Genomic DNA, 19,107 nt, shown 5'->3' on the forward strand with positions numbered 1-19,107 from the left:
AGTTCACAAGCATATGGCCGAACAGAGACTTTATCACCGCGTTGCTGAGGAAATCAGGCAATTAATTGATGAAGGTGTTTTCCCTCCGGGGACTCGTTTGCCTGGCGAACGTGAACTGGCAGAACGTTTTGATGTTAGCCGTGTGACGATCCGCGAAGCGGAAATTGCCTTGCAAGCTGTCGGCCATATCGAAATTAAAACCGGCTCTGGCGTATATGTCAGCGAAGACCAACCGCTGCAGCCTGGTCAGTTGCCTGAAGTGAGCGCTTTCGAAGTTACCGAAGCGCGGTCATTGATCGAGGCCGAGGCCGCCGCTTTGGCTGCCAAGATTATCTCCGATGAAAATCTCAAGAAGCTCGATGATTTGATCGAAACCATGGGCAATAGCGATGAAGAAACATCGCTTGCCGCAGATCGTGAATTTCACGCCATGATCGCCCGGTCTTCCGGCAATGGAGCGATGGTCCACGCGATCGAGTCGCTTTGGCGGATGCGCGAAGAATTGCCTGAAGTGAAACATAGTTATGATGCCGTGTGCGAAGAAGACGCCGCTGCGCGAGCGAAAGAGCATCAGGCCATTTTAAGTGCCCTAAAAGCTCGCAATCCCGACGCAGCCCGGCACGCTATGCGCGAGCATTTCCTGCGGCTGATTGGATCCATGCTGGATGCCTCGGAACAAGAAGCCTTGCGCGCTGTGCAAAAGCGCGCGCTTGAAAGCCGTGAGCGCTTTTTGGACGTCGCCCGGATGGGTTGATCCGGCGGGCCTCTGGCCTTGCCCACACATCGCAGCTGCAAAATTTGCATTACCACCCCTGAGTCCAACGACCGCAGCCCGAATTACAAACCGGATCGCGCTCTAAATCTGTCGCAAAAATGTTACACAATCGCAATTTATTGAGCCTGTGATCGATGCTTGCGCGAAACGTCCATCGTTAAATAGCTGAAATTCAGCAATTTTTATTGGTTTATGTAATTGGTATGATATTAAATACCATATAGGTGTAGCTTAGGGGTTGACATTATTGTCATGCCACGCCAATTTTCAAAAAAATAACAAAAAACTTAGGGAGGAATTTTATGATCAAGGCATCATCGGGCGTGCGCAACAGCGCTATTCGCGGAAAATTTTCAACATTGTTACTAGCAGGAACAGCGTTATCGATAGCCGCCGTTCCCGCCCATGCACAAAATACCCAACCTGCCGAATCGGTTGAGGCGGAAGATGATAATGAAAATGTCATCATTGTTTCGGGTATTCGCAGCTCGCTCGCGAGTGCACTTGCGGAGAAACGGGAAGCCGACAGTCTGATCGAAGTCATTCAGGCAGAAGATATTGGTAAATTGCCCGATCAAAACCTTGCCGAGGTTCTAGAGAATGTCACCGGTGTTCAGATTACGCGGACCGCTGGTGTTGGTACAGGCGTCCAAATTCGCGGTACCAATGACAATCGTACAGCCATTAATGATATCTCGACCTTGGGATCTGGAACCGGACGGGGCGGGATAAATTTCGAGGATATTAACGCCGCGATTATCTCGTCGGTCGAAGTCATCAAGGCGCCGGAAGCCAAAACCATTGAAGGTGCAGTCGGCGGTACGATCAATCTGCGGACGATCCGCCCGCTCGACATTACCGATCAAATTTTGAGCGTTCGCGCACAAGGCGAATATAGCGAATTGTCCGACAGCATTAAGCCCAGAATTTCTGCTAGCTTTGGTGATGTTTGGGACACCGGTATTGGTGAAATTGGTATTGTTTTGAGCGGCAGCTACGCCGAACAGGAAGCAACGTCTTTCCGTCCACGGGTCGATCGCGATCGGGTGGTGTTAACCGGAACAAGCGTTACGGCAGCAGGCGCGCCGGGACCGAATTTCGATTATCTGGGTATTCAGTTCTTGAACCAAGAATTGGAAAATTTCGAATTTGAAACAATCAACTTTGCCGGTACCATCGAATGGGCGCCATCAGACAATAGTAAGATATTTTTTGATGCGATTATAAGCGATCAAGAACGCCGCCAAGACAGTTCTCGTATTCAAGCGTCAGGCGTCAGTGCGCTGCGCTTCAACAATGTTCCTGATCAGTTTGAAACCGTCAATTATGGTTCGCTCGATGGCGTAAACCTGGGAAGCATCGAAGCCGCTTTGGTCGGTACCATCCAGCCCAATCTGGCGGTTGATGATGATGATCCTAACTTGCGTTTCTCTAGCGATACCGGTGCGCGTGTCACCGACAGTCAAGTCTATCGGCTCGGCGGGGAATGGGAAAGCGGTCGCTTTTTCGTCAGGGCCGAAGCGTCTCGGGCGACATCGACGACGACCAACCCGAATTTGAGCACCACTTTAAACTTTATCAATCCCAACGCGTTGACGCCATTAGATGGCAGCAGCAACGACAATAGTGTGCCTTTCCGTTACGATCTTTCCGGCGGTGCACTGACTTTTGGTATTGATTTCGACTCTCCATTCGCACCGACAATCGATCAGCTTCTTGATCCCAACAACACTGTGCTGGATGCGGTGACGGCCAGCAACAATCGGACGGAAAATGCCGAAAATGCTTTCCGTCTCGACATGTCGCTGGATACGGAAGATTTGACCCCATTCATTACGTCTTTCGACTGGGGCTATCGCTATAACAAACTCTCAACCGATTTCAGTCAGTTGCGTTCTACCTTTGGTACCGGTGCTATTGCCAATAGTCCAAGCGGGGCCTTGTTTGCTGACCTGCTCGTGCCCGGACCAGATAATTTCGGTGAATTTGATGGCCGGGAATTGGCGTTTCGCAACTTTCTTCTGGTCGATCCCAACCGGTCTTTTTCGGATCGGGACGCGGTATTCGCTACGCTCCAGGGTGCGCTTGACTCTACCCCTGGCGGCCAAGCCGCCATTGCCGGCGGCGGACGTTTGCTGAGCGACCTTGATCCCAATGCAGCGAGCAATCTGGCATCATCCTTCGCGGTCGATGAGACAACCAACTCTGTCTATGGCCAATTGAATTTCGAAACCGGCCCAGTTCGCGGTAATATCGGTTTGCGCTGGGTCAGCACCACGATTCAATCCTTCGGTAACAATGTCGCGAATGGCGTAGTGTCGCCTGTTACTTCGCGCGGCAGTTATCAGGAGTTTCTCCCACGGGTGAACGTCGTGGCTGATCTCACGGATGATATTGTTTTGCGGGCCAGCTATGGCGAAGATATTAATCGTCCCGATTTCAACGATTTGTCGCTTTCTGTGACCTTCCCTACTGGGCCCAATAATGCCGTGGCTCTGGGCAATCCCAATCTTGCTCCAGAAACCGTCCAATCGTTTGACGCGTCCTTGTCTTGGTATTTTGCTCCATCTTCCGTCCTGAGCGTGGGTTTCTTCCACAAGAAACGGACCAATTTATTCGTGACACAGGTTGAAGATGCGCTGGAAGATGCCAATGGCTTCCGGGATATTACCGATCCTTGTGAGGGCGGCGGCATTTTCAACCCGGTCCCGGATCGCAATGTGTTGTCCAACGTTCCTGGCAATGGCCTGTGTGTTCCGCTGCAAACGATCATCAACGACACGGCGAACACAACGCAAACCGGGATCGAAGTGGCGTTCCAATATGATCTCTCGCAATTTGAGGATACGCTCGGCTTTGCGTCCGGCTTTGGTATCATCGCCAACTATACCTATCAGGATTTCGGCGGCGGCGAAGCCACCAACGAAAACTCCGGTCGTGGTGAAGATATCTTCCAGGCGATTAACCCGAATATCACGGTACCGGTTACCGCGGTTCAAGGGCTGCTCGACTTTTCGCCCCATGCGTATAACGTCACGCTATATTATGAAAAATTTGGTCTGTCGGCCCGGGCACGCTACACATGGCGGGATGCTTTCCGTACATTGGATACAGCCGGTGGCGCGTCTTTGAACAGTACGCTTGGCTTCCCAACCGTGACCGAATCCAGAGGGCAGCTCAACGCCAGCATCACCTACGATGTGACGGACTATCTCAATATCGGTGTTGAAGGCGTAAACCTGATGAAAGACGAGATTACGCAATCTTGTGTCAACAGCGGCGCGCAACTGTGCTTCCAGGGTCTGCCTGACCGGAGAATCACATTTGGCGCAACCTTGAGCTTCTGATCACGGTTTCGCTTCTTTGCTCTTGCGCCTTCCGAGGCGCGAGAGTGGCATATTCCAGAACTCCAAAGGGGGATGGCGCAGCGGGAGCTTGAACCTGCTGCGCCGTTTTTGGTTTTACGGCCCATCAAGACGTCTTAAAATTGGTATGGTATTTTGGTAATATAAATTGGTTGACAATTTCTCGGGTGGCAGATACGCCCGTTATAGAAAAAGAGAGGATTTCCGGGGATGATGATCAGGCTAAGCCTGCTTGCCGCAATATTTTCCACAGCCGCATATCCGGCCTGTGCGGAAACCTATTTTGTCAAAACCCAGCAGGATTATTTTGCCGCTGAGAAAAAACTGGAAGCCGGCGACACGATTGTCCTGGCCAATGGCGTCTGGCAAGATTTTGAGATAAAATTCTCAGGCGCGGGAACTGAGAAAAAACCCATTACCTTGCGGCCGCAAAATGTGGGCAAAGTCATCCTGTCCGGTCAGTCCAATTTGCGCATTGGCGGACAATATATGGTCGTCGCTGGCCTGGTCTTCAAAAATGGCTTTAGTCCGACCGGCGAAGTCATCTCCTTTCGGCGCTCCAAAAAAGATCTCGCCTCCCATAGCCGCGTCACCAATGTTGTGATTGACCATTTCAGCAAACCGGATCGCTATGAAAGCGATTATTGGGTTGGCATGTACGGCCAGAAAAATCGTTTTGATCACAATCATCTCGTGGGCAAAACCAATAAGGGCGTGACCTTCGCTGTGCGGCTCGATTCCAAAGAGAGTCAGGAAAATTTCCACCGTATTGACCATAATTATTTCGGCCCGCGCCCGGTACTGGGATCCAATGGCGGGGAGACGTTGCGGATTGGAACCAGCAAATATTCAATGTTCAATTCGAACACCTTGGTCGAAAATAACTATTTTGATCGCTGTGATGGCGAGGTGGAAATAATTTCCTCCAAATCCGGAAGCAATATTTTCCGCGGCAATCTCTTCTATCAATCCCGCGGCGCCTTGGTTTTTCGTCACGGTGATGGCACGTTGGTGGAGAATAATATTTTCCTCGGCGGCGGCAAGGCACATACGGGCGGTATTCGGGTCATCAATCGCAATCAGACAATCCGTAACAATTATATGGAGAGCCTGCGCGGCACTGGATTTGCCAGCGCATTAACGGTCATGAACGGCGTGCCCAATTCACCGGTAAACCGCTATGTTCAAGTCGATAACGCGATTATCGAGAATAACAGCGTGGTCGATAGCGGTCGGATCACGTTCAATGCCGGCGCCGATGCGGAACGATCCGCCGTGCCGGTTAATAGCCGCTTCGAGAATAATCTTCTGGGCGGTTTGAACGAAGGATCTTTTGTCAAAATCCAGGATGATATTGGGGGGATTAAATTTGCTCACAATATTCTGACCAACGGTAATATAGAACAGCCCGTAGCGGGAATAGAAGCCGAGAAACTCAATTTGGTCCGTGCCGAAAATGGCCTGCTCTATCCGGAAGGCAAAAATATCGGCGCTTCACGGGATCTCAAACCGCTTACCCGCGATAAAGTGGGCGTGAATTGGTATCCCAAGCCGATGGCCGGTGACCGGTTCAATAGCGGAAAAGCCATAAATGTCGCGCCCGGCGAAGACAGCTTGACGGCTGCATTTGCAGCAGCCGGTGACGGGGATCGCTTGATCCTAAGCGCCGGCGACTATCTGGTGAACAAGGTTTTGCCATTGGATAAAGCGGTTTCCCTAGAGGGGCCCAAAGATGCCGTTGCCAAAGTCAGCTTTGCTCGGCCTTCTTTGATCGAAATTAAACAAGGGGGCAGCTTGCGGCTAAGCAGCCTCACCATAGATGGAGATATGGCACCCGATTCCGTCGGCAATGCGGTTATTCGCACTACTATTTTCCCCATCCAGTCGAATTTTGTCATTGAACTGGACCGAGTGAATATCGCCAATTTGGATGTAAACCGGTCGTTTCATGTCATCACACTGGGCAAAAGCGCTCTCGCGGACCGCATCCACATCGCCAATAGCAACTTTAAAAATATCTCCGGATCAATTTTGCAGGCCGCGGCGGAAACCGAAGATTATGGCCAGTATAATGCTGAATATGTCGACATATCGGGATCTAATTTCGTCGATATTGGCGGCGAAATATTCAATATCTATCGGGGCGGCCGAGACGAAAGCACTTTTGGCCCTCATTTTTCCTTGACCCATTCTAACTTTATGAATGTCGGCCGAAGCAAGAATAATATTTCAGGGGCGTCGATGATTTTGCACGGGGTTCAGCATACTGAAATCAGCAATAATAATTTCCTCAATGCGGCACCAATTAAAGTCGTCCATACCGTGGGCCGGCCGCAAACCCGGATCGCCAAAAACATGGCGCAAAATATGCCCGAGCCGATTTTGGAAGAACTGAATTTTGATGGTGCTCATCGCGCCATCTTGTCGGGCAATCATTTCAAAGGTGTAGCAAAACCATGAGCGGTAAAATCCTAGCGATTGCGCTCTTGGGGGCTACATCTTCTGCCGCGGTGGCAGAGTCGTCCCAATACTCCCATAGCGATTCTGCTGCCGCGGTTCAAAATTATGCGCCATTGTTCCAACAGGAATTGGATCGGTCTCGCTCCTTTGTCGATGAGATGATGAAAATCGGCGTCGTGGTGCCCGTACCCAAGGATCCAGGTGGGGGCTATACGCACGAACAACATAAGCAAAATTTCAAGATAATTTACCAAGCAGGCCAGTTGTACAAACTGACCGGTGAACAAAAATATGCCGACTATGCGCGCGATATATTGCTTGCTTATGCTGCCCTTTATCCGACATTGGGAGAGCATCCGGCGCGTAAAAACAGCCAAAGTTCAGGCCGCCTGTTCTGGCAAGTGCTCAATGATGCTATGTGGATGGTCGACAGTATCCAGGGATATGAGGCTATTCGCGATAGCCTGTCTGCCGCTGATCGCCAGAATATCGATGATAATCTGTTCCGCAAAGCGGCGGCGTTTCTGTCCACCGGTTCGGCCGTCACGTTCAGCAAAATCCATAATCATGCCACTTGGGCGACAGCCGGCGTTGGCATGACCGGCTATGTTCTGGGAGACCGCAACCTGGTTGATGTCGCTTTGCTTGGCCTCGACAAAAGCGGCAAAACCGGCTTTTTGCGTCAAAGCGAACTGCTATTCTCACCCGATGGATATTATACCGAAGGCCCCTATTACCAACGTTTTGCACTTAAACCGTTTATCGTCTTCGCCGGGGCAATCGAAAAAAATGACCCCGCGCGCAAAATATTCGAACATCGCGATGGTATTTTGCTCAAGGCGCTGACCACCACAATTCAGTTGACCTATGATGGTCATTTCTTCCCGTTCAACGATGCAATTCGTGACAAAAGCCTGAAAACTGACGAACTGTTTCATGGCGTTGCGGTTGGCTATGCCAAGACCCGGGATCCTGGACTGCTGTCCATCGCTCAGTGGCAAGGACGCACGGTCCTCACCGATGATGGTATCATGGTTGCAAAGGATTTAGCGTCCGCCAAAGCGAAACCCTTTCCTTTTGCATCACTGCTGCTTGCGGACGGACCGGAGGGGAAACAGGGCGCAGTTGCGATCATGCGCAAAGGCGATGGTATGACCGGCCAGGCGCTGGTGGCCAAAAACAGCTCCCAAGGCATGGGCCATGGTCATTTTGATAAGCTAAGCTGGCAATATTATGACAATGGTTTGGAAATTGTCAGCGACTATGGCGCCGCACGCTTTTTGAATATCGAGGCCAAGCAAGGCGGGCGGTATCTGCCCGAAAATGAAAGCTGGGCCAAACAGACAATTGCTCATAACAGCCTCGTCGTTGATGAGAAAAGTCACTTTAACGGCGACAGAAAAGCAGCCGACAAGCGCGCACCAGAGCAGCTCTATTTCTCCGGCGAAATGGGCAGTCAAATCAGCAGCGCAAAAATGGCTGATGCTTATCCGGGTGTTGATTTTACGCGGACCATGGCCTTGTTAGAGGTTAAAGGCTTAGACCAGCCGTTGGTGGTCGATGTGATGCGCGTCGCGGCAGAAGAAGATCATCAATATGATCTCCCGCTTCACTATAATGGCCATATCATGCGGGTCGGCTTTGACTTGGCCTCTCACGTCGCGGATCGCCCTGTTTTGGGTGAAGCCAATGGCTATCAGCATATCTGGATCGATGGCACAGGCAAACCGGTCAGCCCGGACAATGCCTTTTTGACGTGGATTTCAAAGGACCGTTTTTACACCGCCCGTTGGGTGCCGCAAACGGGCAGTCAAACAATTCTGGCGGAAAGCGGCGCCAATGATCCAAATTTCAATCTGCGCCGCGAGCCAATGCTGGTCAACCGCGTGAAAAATGCCAAAGACATTGTCTTTGCCAGCATTTTGGAAGCCCATGGGCGTTATGATGGCGCTGCTGAACGCACCACCCGCAGCGACAGTCAGGTCAAGACGATCCAACATGTCGAAGATGGCGAAAAAGACTTGTTGCTGATCGAAACCTTGGCAGGCGCGCAATCGGTGCTGGCCATTTCTTATGATCCAGACGCAGACAAAAAACATAAGGCCACGATAGCGGGCCAAAAAATCAGCTGGATGGGCTTTGCCGCTCATTTGCAGTTGGCAGGAGAGTGAAATGAGCGATGCAGCTATAAAGGAGCGCCAAAGCGAAACATTCGTTCACGGCGCCGATGCGGATATCGAAACGTTGGAACCGGGAATCAAACGGCAAATATTGGCCTATGGTCCGGATCTTATGCTGTGCAGATTGTGGTTTGATTCCGGGATATCCGGCACGGTTCACCAGCATCCTCACAGCCAAATCAGCTATATCGAATCCGGCCATTTCCGGGCAATGATGGGCGGTCAGGAACGGGATTTGGTTGCGGGCGATAGCGTTACCATCACACCGGATACCGATCATGGGATTAGCTGCATTGTTGCAGGATCTCTGCTCGACATATTCAATCCGGTACGGGAAGATTTTTTGGCTGTGGGGGATAAGTCATGAGCGCTGTATTGAAAGTTGGAAAATTTCGCTGGGCCATAGTCACGCTGGTCGCGATAGCCACGATCATCAATTATATCGACCGCGGCGCACTGGGCTTCCTGTGGCCAGAAATTTCCGATGATCTTGGCTTGTCCAAAACAGACTATGCGATCATTCTCAATGTTTTCACCTTTGCCTACGCCTTTGGTCAGACATTATTCGGCAAGATTTTCGATTGGATTGGAACCCGGTTGGGCTTTGTTCTTTCCATCGTGGTCTGGTCCGCTGCCACCATGCTCCATGCGGTGGCAAACGGACTCACCAGTTTTGCGATCTTCCGAGTCATTTTGGGCGTATCGGAAGCCGGAAACTGGCCCGGTGCGACCAAAGCCAATGCGGAATGGTTCCCAATTAATGAGCGGGCTCTTGCGCAGGGCATCTTTAACTCTGGTGCTGCCATTGGCGGCATTGTTTCCGCGCCCATTATTGCCTATCTGTTCGTCTTTCTGGGCACTTGGCAGGCAACATTTATCGCCGTGGGCGCGCTTGGCTTTCTCTGGCTAATTCCATGGTTGATCATCTATAAATCCGGACCAGATACGCATCCGTGGGTATCGGAAGAAGAGCGCCAATATATTCTCACCGGTCAACGCAACGAAGAATCGGGTGAAATTGCGGATTACGCTCCCAATTCCAAAGAGATTCTATCACGCAAGGAAAGTTGGGGCGTCATCATGGCCTCCTTCTTCCTGGATCCTATCTGGTGGCTTTTTGTTGGCTGGTTGCCGCTCTATCTCAATGAAACATATGGCTTTGGCGTCAAAGAAATCGGGCTTTATGCCTGGGTGCCTTATGTCGGCGCAATGTTTGGAGCATGGTTTGGCGGACTGCTCGCCCAAAACCGCATAAAAGCCGGTTGGACGGTCAACAAGACCCGCAAATCGGTCATCAGTCTGGGCGGATTGATCATGCTGGTTTCATTGCTCATGACCACCCAAGCCGCTACGCCATTGGTTGCGGTCCTGCTGATGGCAGCGATACTCTTCGGCTTCCAGACAGCGGTTGGTAACATCCAAACCTTGCCGAGCGATTTTTACAGCGGACAGTCCGTCGGATCGCTGGCGGGCTTTGCCGGAACCGCTGCCAAATTGGCCGTCGTTGGACTCAACTTCCTGATCCCGATCATTACCGTCAACAGCTATACGCCTGCCTTTGTGGTCGGCGCTGCTCTCGCCATTTTAACCGTTTTGTCGGTTTTGGTTTTCTGCACCGATATCAAACCGCTGAAAGCCAAATCCGCTTAATATCTCAACCATTCATAGACAGGGGAAAACATGACTAAATTGAAAGACAAGGTAGCAATTGTGACCGGTGGTAGCCGGGATATTGGTCGCGCTGTCTCAGTGAAGCTGGCTCGCGAAGGCGCTAAGGTCGTTGTGAACTATTGCAACAATGAAGAGCAAGCCAACGAAACACTGGCCGAGATTGAAGCGGCCGGCGGGACAGCAATTTCCTGCAAAGCCGATATGATGAAACCGGAAGATGTCGACAGGCTTGTCGCGGCGGCTCAAGCTGCTTTTGGCGAAACGATTGATATTCTGGTCAATGTCACTGGCGGTCTCGTCGAGCGCAAAGGTCTCGATGAAATGGACATGGAATTTTTTGAGCATGTCATGCGCCTCAATGTGACGTCGACCTTCCTCACAACCAAAGCGGTGGTACCTCACATGCCCAAAGGCGGAGCCATTGTGAATTTCGCATCCCTGGCAGGCCGGGATGGCGGCGGGCCGGGTGCGGCTGCCTATGCCACCTCAAAAGGCGCGGTGATGACATTCACTCGGGCCATGGCCAAAGATCTCGGTCCCAAAGGCATTCGCTGTAATTCCTTGTGTCCCGGTATGATTGCAACATCGTTCCACGATACATTTACCGCCGATGCGGTGCGTGAAAATGTCGCCAATTCCACTCCGCTGCGCCGTCAGGGCCTAGCAGAGGAAACTGCCGATGCGACAGCCTATCTTGCGTCTGACGAGGCCTCGTTCATCAGCGGGACCAATATTGATATTAATGGTGGATTGTTTTTCTCCTGATCTGAAAAGGCGACAAAGCAAATGAATATTCGTCAGCAACTCGAAGACCGGCTTGCTCAAGCCGCTGTCGTGCCGCTTATCGGCGCGCAGGATACTGCCATTGCCGTGGATACCGCCCAGGCGCTAAGTGAAGGCGGGCTCAGCGTTATCGAAGTGGTGCTGCGCACCGATGAAGCGGTTGATTGCATGGAAGCGATTGTCAAAGAAACTTCCGGATTGATCGTGGGCGCCGGCACGGTGCTGACGGTTGCCCAGGCAGAAGAAGTGATCGCGCGGGGCGCCCAATTTATTGTCTGCCCCGGACTGGTTGATGAGGTGGCGGAATATTGCCTGGACCAAGCGGTTCCGCTCTTTGCGGGGACGATGACAGCTGGCGAGGTCCAGCGCGCTTATGCTTTGGGACTGCGCACGGTGAAATTTTTCCCTGCCGCTCTTGCTGGCGGGGTGCCCATGCTCAAAGCCCTGTCTTCGGTCTTTCGCGATATGCGTTTCATGCCAACAGGCGGTGTGTCGGCGAGCAATCTGGGCGAATTTCTCGCCCTGCCCTCCGTCGTTGCCTGTGGCGGCAGTTGGCTCACCCCGGCCGCTGAAATTGAGGCCGGCAATTTTGATGCAATAACAACATTAGCGCAGGAAGCGGTCGCGATCGGCCAAAATGCGCGCTCTATGGAGAAATAAGGTGACAGAATTTCTATCTTTTGGCGAGATCATGTTGCGGCTCAAAACACCGGGCCATGAACGGTTTTTCCAGTCCCCCAGCTTTGAAGCAACTTTTGGTGGCGGCGAAGCCAATGTCGCGGTGGCGCTCAGCAATTATGGCCTGAATTCCGGCTTTATCTCTGCCTTGCCTGACAATGATGTGGGTGCATCGGCCATCGGCGAATTGCGCCGTTTCGGTGTCGATACAACCCATGTCCGCCGTTCGGGTGATCGGGTCGGGATATATTTTCTAGAAACCGGTGCCAATCAGCGGCCATCCAAAGTCATCTATGACCGCGCTCATAGTGCGATTAGCGAATGCAAACCGGGTGATTTTGATTGGACGTCCATTTTCAATGGCGCAAAATGGCTTCATATTACCGGTATCACTCCGGCGCTCACACAAGAGTCGGCCGATCTCAGCATTGAATGCGTGCAAGCTGCCAAAAAAGCGGGCGTAACCGTATCGTGCGATTTCAACTATCGCGGCAAGCTGTGGAAATACGGCAAGAGCGCTCCGGAAGTCATGTCTGAATTGGTCAAGCATGTTGACGTTGGTATTGCCAATGAAGAAGACTGCCAGAAATCGCTTGGCATCAGCGTGGATGTTGATGTGGAAGCCGGCGAACTCGATACGAAGAAATATGAAGCGCTGTCGGAAAAAGTATTGGAGCTTTATCCGAACATGTCCACCATCGCGATTACCTTGCGTGAAAGCATGAGCGCCGATCGCAACGGCTGGTCCGCTTGTCTGCGCGAACGTGGCGGTGATTTTAAATTGTCACGGCGCTATGAAATTACCGATATTATTGATCGAGTCGGTGGTGGTGATAGCTTTGCCTCTGCTCTGATCTATGGCTTAAATGCCTATACGGATCGTCAGGAATCTCTCGAATTTGCGGTCGCAGGCAGCTGTCTGAAACATTCCATCCTCGGTGATTTCAATCGGGTCAGTGTCGCTGAAGTCGAAAAACTTATGTCCGGCGACGGCTCCGGCCGCGTACAACGCTAGCGAGAACGCGCATGACCGTTTTCTCTCTGTCCTTCACTAAGGGTCTATATCGCCCCGTTATCGATCAACAACGGGTTGCCAATGATAATCCCTCGCGTGAACAGCAACTGTTCGAAAAATGTCTGCAACGAGAATTGGGCAGTCTTGCTCCGCAAAATAACGAGCAGAAACACTGATTGAGAATCGTTTTCGTTTCATCAAACGGCACAATTGGACGCCGACCGACATTGTTGAAAAATCATCTATTGGAATTGGGGCGTTGCAAAATCGGCTGGAAAGTTGATCGACCAATGCCACGCTTTTTCTGCAGCGATACGCAATTCATATCCCAGCTCGCGGCCATTTTCCCCGTTGGTCAGAACGACAATGCCATTTTTCTGAACCGGATGGCCTTCGATCCATGATTTATAACTGTCATTTGCACCGCCATGGTGGAAGGCCAGCTTATCGCCGATGCCGTTTAATCTGGGGCCCAGACCGTGCCAACTCTTTCCCTGCCGGGTTTGCATATCATTGCGCAACTCGTTCGACAAAAACTCTTCATCCATCATGCCCAGAACAAATTTTCCCAGATCCTCAGCGCTCGTCCAAAGGCCAGAAGCTGCCAATTCCGGCATGGCTTGGTAACCGCGCGGAAGAGCAACAGCCTTGCCTTTCTTGTCATGGGCGCGGGCAATATTTCCATGGGTTTCCGGAAGCGGATTAGCAAATGTACTTCTGGTCATTGCTAAAGGTTCGAAGACATATTTTTCCGCTGCTTCATTATAGGTCAGGCCGGTCACATCTTCGATAACCAATTGCGCCACCGTGATTCCGCCGCCCGAATATTTCATCTTTTCACCGGGCGTGAACAGGGATTTTATCCGGCCATGTTTGGCGGGCGACTTTCCATTCAGTGTCTGAACTATGGTTGGTAATTTTTCTCCCGGTTGAAAATCCGGAAAGCCATGTTGGCTCAAACCAGAAGTATGAGCAAGCAGCCGCCGGAGCGTGACCTTTTCAATCGCCGTATATTTGCTTTCAGGTACTTTCCAGGATTTCAGATAGTGATTCACATCCTTATCAAGATCGAGAATGCCCGCTTGAACCAGACGCAGGACCAATGCTGCATTGACCACTTTACTGACCGAGCCAGCGGAAAAAACCGTCTGTCCATCCACAGCATTACCGGAATTAGCCGATTGCGTTCCATAACCCTTCGTCATTATGACTTTGCCGTTGCGGATGATTGCCACGCTAGCGCCTGGGACATAATAGGCCTTCATCCGCTCGATCACCGTCCACCGTTTTGCATTGGCCTCGTTCCGATCCTTTAGCGACACAATCGCATTGTCAAACGAAGCCAAGGGAAAAGGCGCATTCTCGGGGCTGGTACCAGCCTCAGCGCCCGCGACGGAGCTACTCATGCTCGCAACAACAAAGCTGGGCAGCAATATTGCCTTTGTGATCATTTTTGTGAACATGGGAACTCTCCTTCACCGGTAATCTGATTGAAAGTTAGCAATAATTATCAGATAATAAAAATGGTTATTTCTGAATTTAATGATAAAACATTCTAATGATTAATTCGGATGACCTCAGACTAATATCTTTATTGTCCCAGCGGCGATCAATTGCCGCCGTTTCCAGAGATATGCATTTAACACCGTCAGCGATTAGTCAAAGACTTTCCCTGCTGGAACAGCGGCTGGGTCACAAGCTCGCCCAGCGCAATGGCCGTTCCGGCATTATATTGACATCCGATGGCGAATATCTCGCGGAACGAGCGGGTGGTGTTTTATCGGAACTGACCCTTATTCAAGACGGTATCAATGACAGGCATGATCGGGTCAGCGGCCTTGTTAGTCTCGTTGCTCCAATGGGATTTGGACGGCATCATATTGCGCCATTAATGGGCAAGCTCTCCAAAAAATATCCCAATCTTGACGTGCATCTTCGGTTGAGTGACGATCTCAGTCAAATACCGGAAGGCAGTTGGGATATCGCCATTCGGATCGCGCCGCCTCAGGATTCAAATTTTGTTGCAATCCCATTAGCCGAAAATCGACGGATACTCTGCGCAGCACCAGATTATTTGGCAGAATATGGCACACCGCAATCGCCAGACGAGATTGCCGGACATCGGTGCATCGCCATTTCCGAAGATGGGGATAAAGGAAGCTACTGGATATTATTCGACAAAAAAGCAAAGCAGACGACCATTAGAATCAACCCTGTGCTAGTCTGTAATGATGGGCAGGTTGCCCTCGACTGGGCGATTAATGGCCTGGGTATTGTGCTCCGTTCGGAATGGAATGTGCTCAAAGCTTTAAAAAAAGGCACGCTGGTTGAACTGCTGCCTGACTGGTCCGCGCCGCAAGCCCCGATTGTCGCCCTTTGCCGCGAACGCAGCGCCAAATCAAAGCGCGTTACGCTGGTGTTAAATTGGCTGAAAGACAATTTGTGAAAGTTTCAAACACGGTTGGGCCGTGATTTTTGATGGCCGCTTTGGACGCAAAAGCGGATATTGGCATAGTGTTGATTGATCGTCAGCTTCCGACTAAAAAGCAGTCGCTTTGACCAAGAGGCCGACTAGGAACCCCCCCTATCATAAGTTGACTATATTACCACTTAAGGTAAAACTCCAAGTGTATGATATTCCAAGGGTGTATTGATGATGGCTAAACGCCTTCTACTTGGATCTTTTGCCGCGATTGCAGTTGCTGTGGTCGCTGTCTTGTCTTGGTCGATTTGGCCGAGCACTGTCGACCGTCAATCACCCGATCCTGCTGTGAGCCTTCTCAACGCGCCTCTCGGTGAGCGCGGCAGTTTACAAGAAGGCTATTTTGAATATGCTGACAATAGGCTGCATTACGTCGAAGCAGGACAGGGCGAGACTATTGTCTTTCTGCATGGTTTTCCATCATCCTGGTTCTCGTTCCTGCGTCAGGTCGACTACTTTAAAAGCGATTACCGAGTTGTAGCAATTGATGGGCTTGGTGCAGGTAAATCCGATGCGCCGACGGATGAACGAGACTATAAGCTTGAAGCGATGGCCGAACATCTTGCTGCATTGCTCGATGAACTGGGAACGCAGCAGGCTCATATAGTAGGTCACGATTGGGGTTCAGCCTTCGCCATCGGGTTCGCGCAGCGTTATCCGGAGCGGGTGCTCTCAGTCACCGGCCTCAGCGCACCCGCGATCAACGCCAGCCTCCACGCCTTGGAAACCGATCCCAGTGCTCGAAAGAGCGCGGGCTATGTCGAACGCTTCAAGCAAGCGAACCCGCCGCTGTTGGTGCTTTTAGGTACGGCGGATACAATTTACGACGGGGCGTACCGTCCGCTGGTCGAAGCGGGAAAGCTTACCTCCGAAGAAGGTGATTTGTTTCGCGCTGCCACCAGCGACCCAAAGCGCACCAACGCGCATATCAATTGGTATCGTGCCAATCTGCCCCATCCTGATGATCTGGCAGAGGTCGATTTTTGGCCGTCTCGTAACGCGCGCGTAACGATGCCTGCGTTGTATATATGGGGAAACGATGATCCGATCTTTAACCAGACTGCGCTCGACCGACTGATGGGACTCTCAGATAAACCCAAACTTCTGACTTTGCCGGATATTGGTCACTGGCCCCACGTCCGCGAAGCTGAAATCGTCAATTCAGCCATCCGAACTCATATTGAGGCAGCCTCGGTGAATGCAGGCGCGGACTAGTCTTCAAGGGCATAGGCGATGACGTAACCGCCTTTGCCGTCCACAACGCTTTGCGAATCGATATACTGGTTCGTTATTGGATCGCGCGGATAACGCCATGTGGGGTTGGGTACAGTAACAATTAGATATTGTTTGCCGTCACGGGTGGAGCGGTATGTCATTGGCGTTGCGAGGCCGTTGCCGGGAAGTGGAGCCTCCCATTTCTCTTCGCCCGTGCGTAGGTCAAAGGCCCGGACTTTTGCATCCATGGCAGAACTAAGAAAAGTGAGCCCGCCACGCGTCGTAAGCGTCCCAGCCCGTACCGCCGTGCCAACATCGTAAGGAATACCAGAGCGCAGATTAAAGGGACCAGATTGGCTCATATCGCCAGCTGGACGGCTCCAGAGCAACTCCTTAGTGTTGAGGTCGATCACTGCGATTTGAGACCACGGCGGTTCAAAACAAGGAACCTGCGTACCGAGCCGCGACATAAACGGTCCAGGGTAGCCATAGGCCTTGATCTGACGATGATCGAAAGGATCGCCCGGATCGGGGTCGCCCAAAAGTGGCATAGAACCGTCTTCCTCATAGCGTACAGCCGGGTGATTGGAGCCCAGGAAGAGACCTGCAATCGGGCCGGCTTCGGCGACTTGTTCAGGCGTCACCATTATGAGACGGTGCGCAAGCATCATAGGCGCAGCGACCAGAAGGCCGTTGTCCGCATCAACCGAAACACTGCCCCAGTTAAAGCCGCCGAAATTACCCGGATAAAGCATAGTCCCGGTTTGCGTGAGGCCTGTGGCAAGCGAAGGAGGGGTGTACATCCCTTCATAATTCATGGTCCGATATTCGATCCGGCAGACCATTTGATCGATTGGGGTAAGGCCCCACATATCCTTTTCGTGGCGGAAAGGGTGAAAATTGGGCAGCGGTGACTCTGGCTGGGTAGCAGCAAGTTTTTCGGCTTCGACCCCACCAGTTTGCGGCACAGGCTTCTCCACAATTGGGTGCACGGGGGTGCCGTCGCGCCGGTCAAGCAGAAAAATATCGCCCATCTTTGTCGGAACCGCGACAGAGGGTACCAACTCGCCTTCGCGCCGAACATCGACCAGCACGGGTTGCGCTGGCAGATCGTAATCCCAAACGTCGTGATGGACGATCTGATAATGCCAACTTGCTCGACCAGTGCTGGCATCAATTGCCACGATTGAGGAAGAATATTCCTCGTCAAAATCGCGCCGCGCCCCGCCAAAATAGTCGGGCGAAGGATTGCCAGTCGGAGCATAAATCAGGCCCAGATCCGCGTCATAACTCATAATTGACCAGACATTTGGCGTGCCCGGCGTGTAGGTCTTACCCTCGGCTGGGGCTTCATTATTGCCTGGATTGCCAAGATCCCAAGCCCAAACAAACTCGCCCGTTATCGCATTAAAAGCGCGTACAACGCCCGATGGCAGTCCCAAATCCTGAGTGTCGGCTACCTGACCTCCAATTACCAGATTGTCCCCCGCCACTAGCGGAGCCGAGGTGACCCAATATTCGAACCGCTCGTGCTGGTCCGCGCCCAGTCCTTGCCAAAGGTCGACCACGCCGCCTTCGCCAAAATCAGAGCAAAGTTCTCCGGTATCGGCATCCACCGCGATAATCGTCGCATCGACAGTTGAGGTAACAACCCGCTTGGCGCATTGGCCCGTATATGCTTTTGGTGCCTCATGATATCCGACCCCGCGGCAGGTGCGCGCATATTGGTTTTCCATCGGCGGTTCGATTCCATGGTCGTAGCGCCAAAGCTCTTCGCCCGTTGCATCATCCAGTGCGATCATGACATTGCGCGCGGTACACAGGAACAGCTTTCCTTCGATGTTAAGAGGGGTTGCCTTAAAGTCTTCTTCAACACCCGTTCGATAACGCCAGACTTCCTTCAATCCCCCAACAGTTTCGGTGGTGATATCATCGACCGTAGCAAAACGCGTGCCGCCTTCCGTGTTGCCATAGTGCCGCCAGTCATCAGCGGCCGCGACCGCGTCGCCGCTGCGGACGGTGCCTTCGCTGTTGCGGACATAGCCTTGAAGACTTGCTATTATCAGAAGAAGGACGGAGGCAAGGGCCGATGCACCGATCCACCAACGGTTGGGCGGTAATGCAACATCGGCTTCTGAATCTTTCTTGTTTATCAGTGACTGGCGATACCACGGCGTCAGGAACCAAATGCCGAGACCCAGCCACATGGCAAGACGTGGCAGGAGTGCAAGGAAATGCAATTCGGCCTCGAACACTGACCAGACCAAAGTGGCGACGAACAGGGCGGCATAGATCCAAAACGCCTTTGCACTTCGCCTGATCGTGAAGAAAGCGACCGCGAGAGATGCGATACCGGCCAGGATGTAATAGAAACTACCGCCGAGATAGATCAGAAGACCACCGCCCAGAGTTAGAAGCAATCCGATCAACAGGAACAGGATTGCGACAGTCCAGTGCAGTATATTTGAAACACTCATGATCTT

The 19,107-nt window shown here is 51.9% G+C and carries 14 protein-coding genes; 12 read left to right on the forward strand and 2 right to left on the reverse strand.

Translation table 11 applies throughout. The features are described 5' to 3' along the window. Nucleotides 1-13 precede the first annotated feature (13 nt). The 10 genes from ABJU74_RS05885 to ABJU74_RS05930 all read left to right on the forward strand — a co-directional run bounded on the left by ABJU74_RS05885 (nt 14) and on the right by ABJU74_RS05930 (nt 13,103). Complete coding sequence (locus tag ABJU74_RS05885) at nt 14-754, forward strand: FadR/GntR family transcriptional regulator (protein WP_348383972.1); 741 nt, start codon at nt 14-16, stop codon at nt 752-754. Nucleotides 755-1,077: 323 nt separating this feature from the next. Beyond that, on the forward strand, nt 1,078-4,122 hold the full coding sequence (locus ABJU74_RS05890; protein WP_348383971.1) for a TonB-dependent receptor: 3,045 nt from the start codon (nt 1,078-1,080) through the stop codon (nt 4,120-4,122). A 228-nt stretch (nt 4,123-4,350) separates the two neighbouring features. Further along, nucleotides 4,351-6,600: a polysaccharide lyase 6 family protein gene (locus tag ABJU74_RS05895; RefSeq protein ID WP_348383970.1), complete on the forward strand. Its 2,250-nt coding sequence runs from the start codon at nt 4,351-4,353 to the stop codon at nt 6,598-6,600. Next, on the forward strand, nt 6,597-8,771 hold the full coding sequence (locus tag ABJU74_RS05900) for a heparinase II/III family protein (protein ID WP_348383969.1): 2,175 nt from the start codon (nt 6,597-6,599) through the stop codon (nt 8,769-8,771). Before ABJU74_RS05895 ends, ABJU74_RS05900 begins: the two co-directional genes overlap by 4 nt. Before the next feature lies 1 nt (nt 8,772). Then, nucleotides 8,773-9,147 (forward strand): cupin domain-containing protein, encoded by a 375-nt coding sequence (locus ABJU74_RS05905; RefSeq protein ID WP_348383968.1) that lies wholly within the window; start codon nt 8,773-8,775, stop codon nt 9,145-9,147. Then, nucleotides 9,144-10,430, forward strand: coding sequence for an MFS transporter (locus tag ABJU74_RS05910; RefSeq protein WP_348383967.1), 1,287 nt, complete (start codon nt 9,144-9,146; stop codon nt 10,428-10,430). Before ABJU74_RS05905 ends, ABJU74_RS05910 begins: the two co-directional genes overlap by 4 nt. A 30-nt stretch (nt 10,431-10,460) precedes the next feature. After that, nucleotides 10,461-11,216, forward strand: a complete 756-nt coding sequence (locus ABJU74_RS05915; RefSeq protein WP_348383966.1) for a glucose 1-dehydrogenase — start codon at nt 10,461-10,463, stop codon at nt 11,214-11,216. A 21-nt stretch (nt 11,217-11,237) separates the two neighbouring features. Continuing rightward, entirely contained in the window at nt 11,238-11,894 is a 657-nt protein-coding gene (gene eda, locus ABJU74_RS05920) for a bifunctional 4-hydroxy-2-oxoglutarate aldolase/2-dehydro-3-deoxy-phosphogluconate aldolase (RefSeq protein ID WP_348383965.1), read from the forward strand. 1 nt (nt 11,895) lies between these two features. Next, the gene (locus tag ABJU74_RS05925; RefSeq protein WP_348383964.1) at nt 11,896-12,927 is read left to right on the forward strand and encodes a sugar kinase; all 1,032 of its coding nucleotides are present in this window, start codon (nt 11,896-11,898) and stop codon (nt 12,925-12,927) included. An 11-nt stretch (nt 12,928-12,938) separates the two neighbouring features. Continuing rightward, entirely contained in the window at nt 12,939-13,103 is a 165-nt protein-coding gene (locus tag ABJU74_RS05930) for a hypothetical protein (RefSeq protein ID WP_348383963.1), read from the forward strand. A gap of 66 nt (nt 13,104-13,169) precedes the next feature. Here the strand turns inward: ABJU74_RS05930 and ABJU74_RS05935 are convergent, their stop codons facing one another. Continuing rightward, nucleotides 13,170-14,390, reverse strand: coding sequence for a serine hydrolase domain-containing protein (locus ABJU74_RS05935; RefSeq protein ID WP_348383962.1), 1,221 nt, complete (start codon nt 14,388-14,390; stop codon nt 13,170-13,172). A gap of 95 nt (nt 14,391-14,485) precedes the next feature. On the opposite strand from ABJU74_RS05935, the gene ABJU74_RS05940 reads away from it, so the two are divergent. Together ABJU74_RS05940 and ABJU74_RS05945 are read left to right on the forward strand one after the other, a co-directional pair. Beyond that, on the forward strand, nt 14,486-15,373 hold the full coding sequence (locus ABJU74_RS05940; RefSeq protein ID WP_348383961.1) for a LysR family transcriptional regulator: 888 nt from the start codon (nt 14,486-14,488) through the stop codon (nt 15,371-15,373). Nucleotides 15,374-15,580: 207 nt separating this feature from the next. Then, nucleotides 15,581-16,624, forward strand: coding sequence for an alpha/beta hydrolase (locus tag ABJU74_RS05945; protein WP_348383960.1), 1,044 nt, complete (start codon nt 15,581-15,583; stop codon nt 16,622-16,624). Here ABJU74_RS05945 and ABJU74_RS05950 read toward each other — a convergent pair. Then, on the reverse strand, nt 16,621-19,101 hold the full coding sequence (locus ABJU74_RS05950; protein WP_348383959.1) for a PQQ-binding-like beta-propeller repeat protein: 2,481 nt from the start codon (nt 19,099-19,101) through the stop codon (nt 16,621-16,623). The genes ABJU74_RS05945 and ABJU74_RS05950 overlap by 4 nt on opposite strands. Nucleotides 19,102-19,107 lie beyond the last annotated feature (6 nt).

The organism is Parasphingorhabdus sp., assembly GCF_039982415.1.
Classification (GTDB): domain Bacteria; phylum Pseudomonadota; class Alphaproteobacteria; order Sphingomonadales; family Sphingomonadaceae; genus Parasphingorhabdus.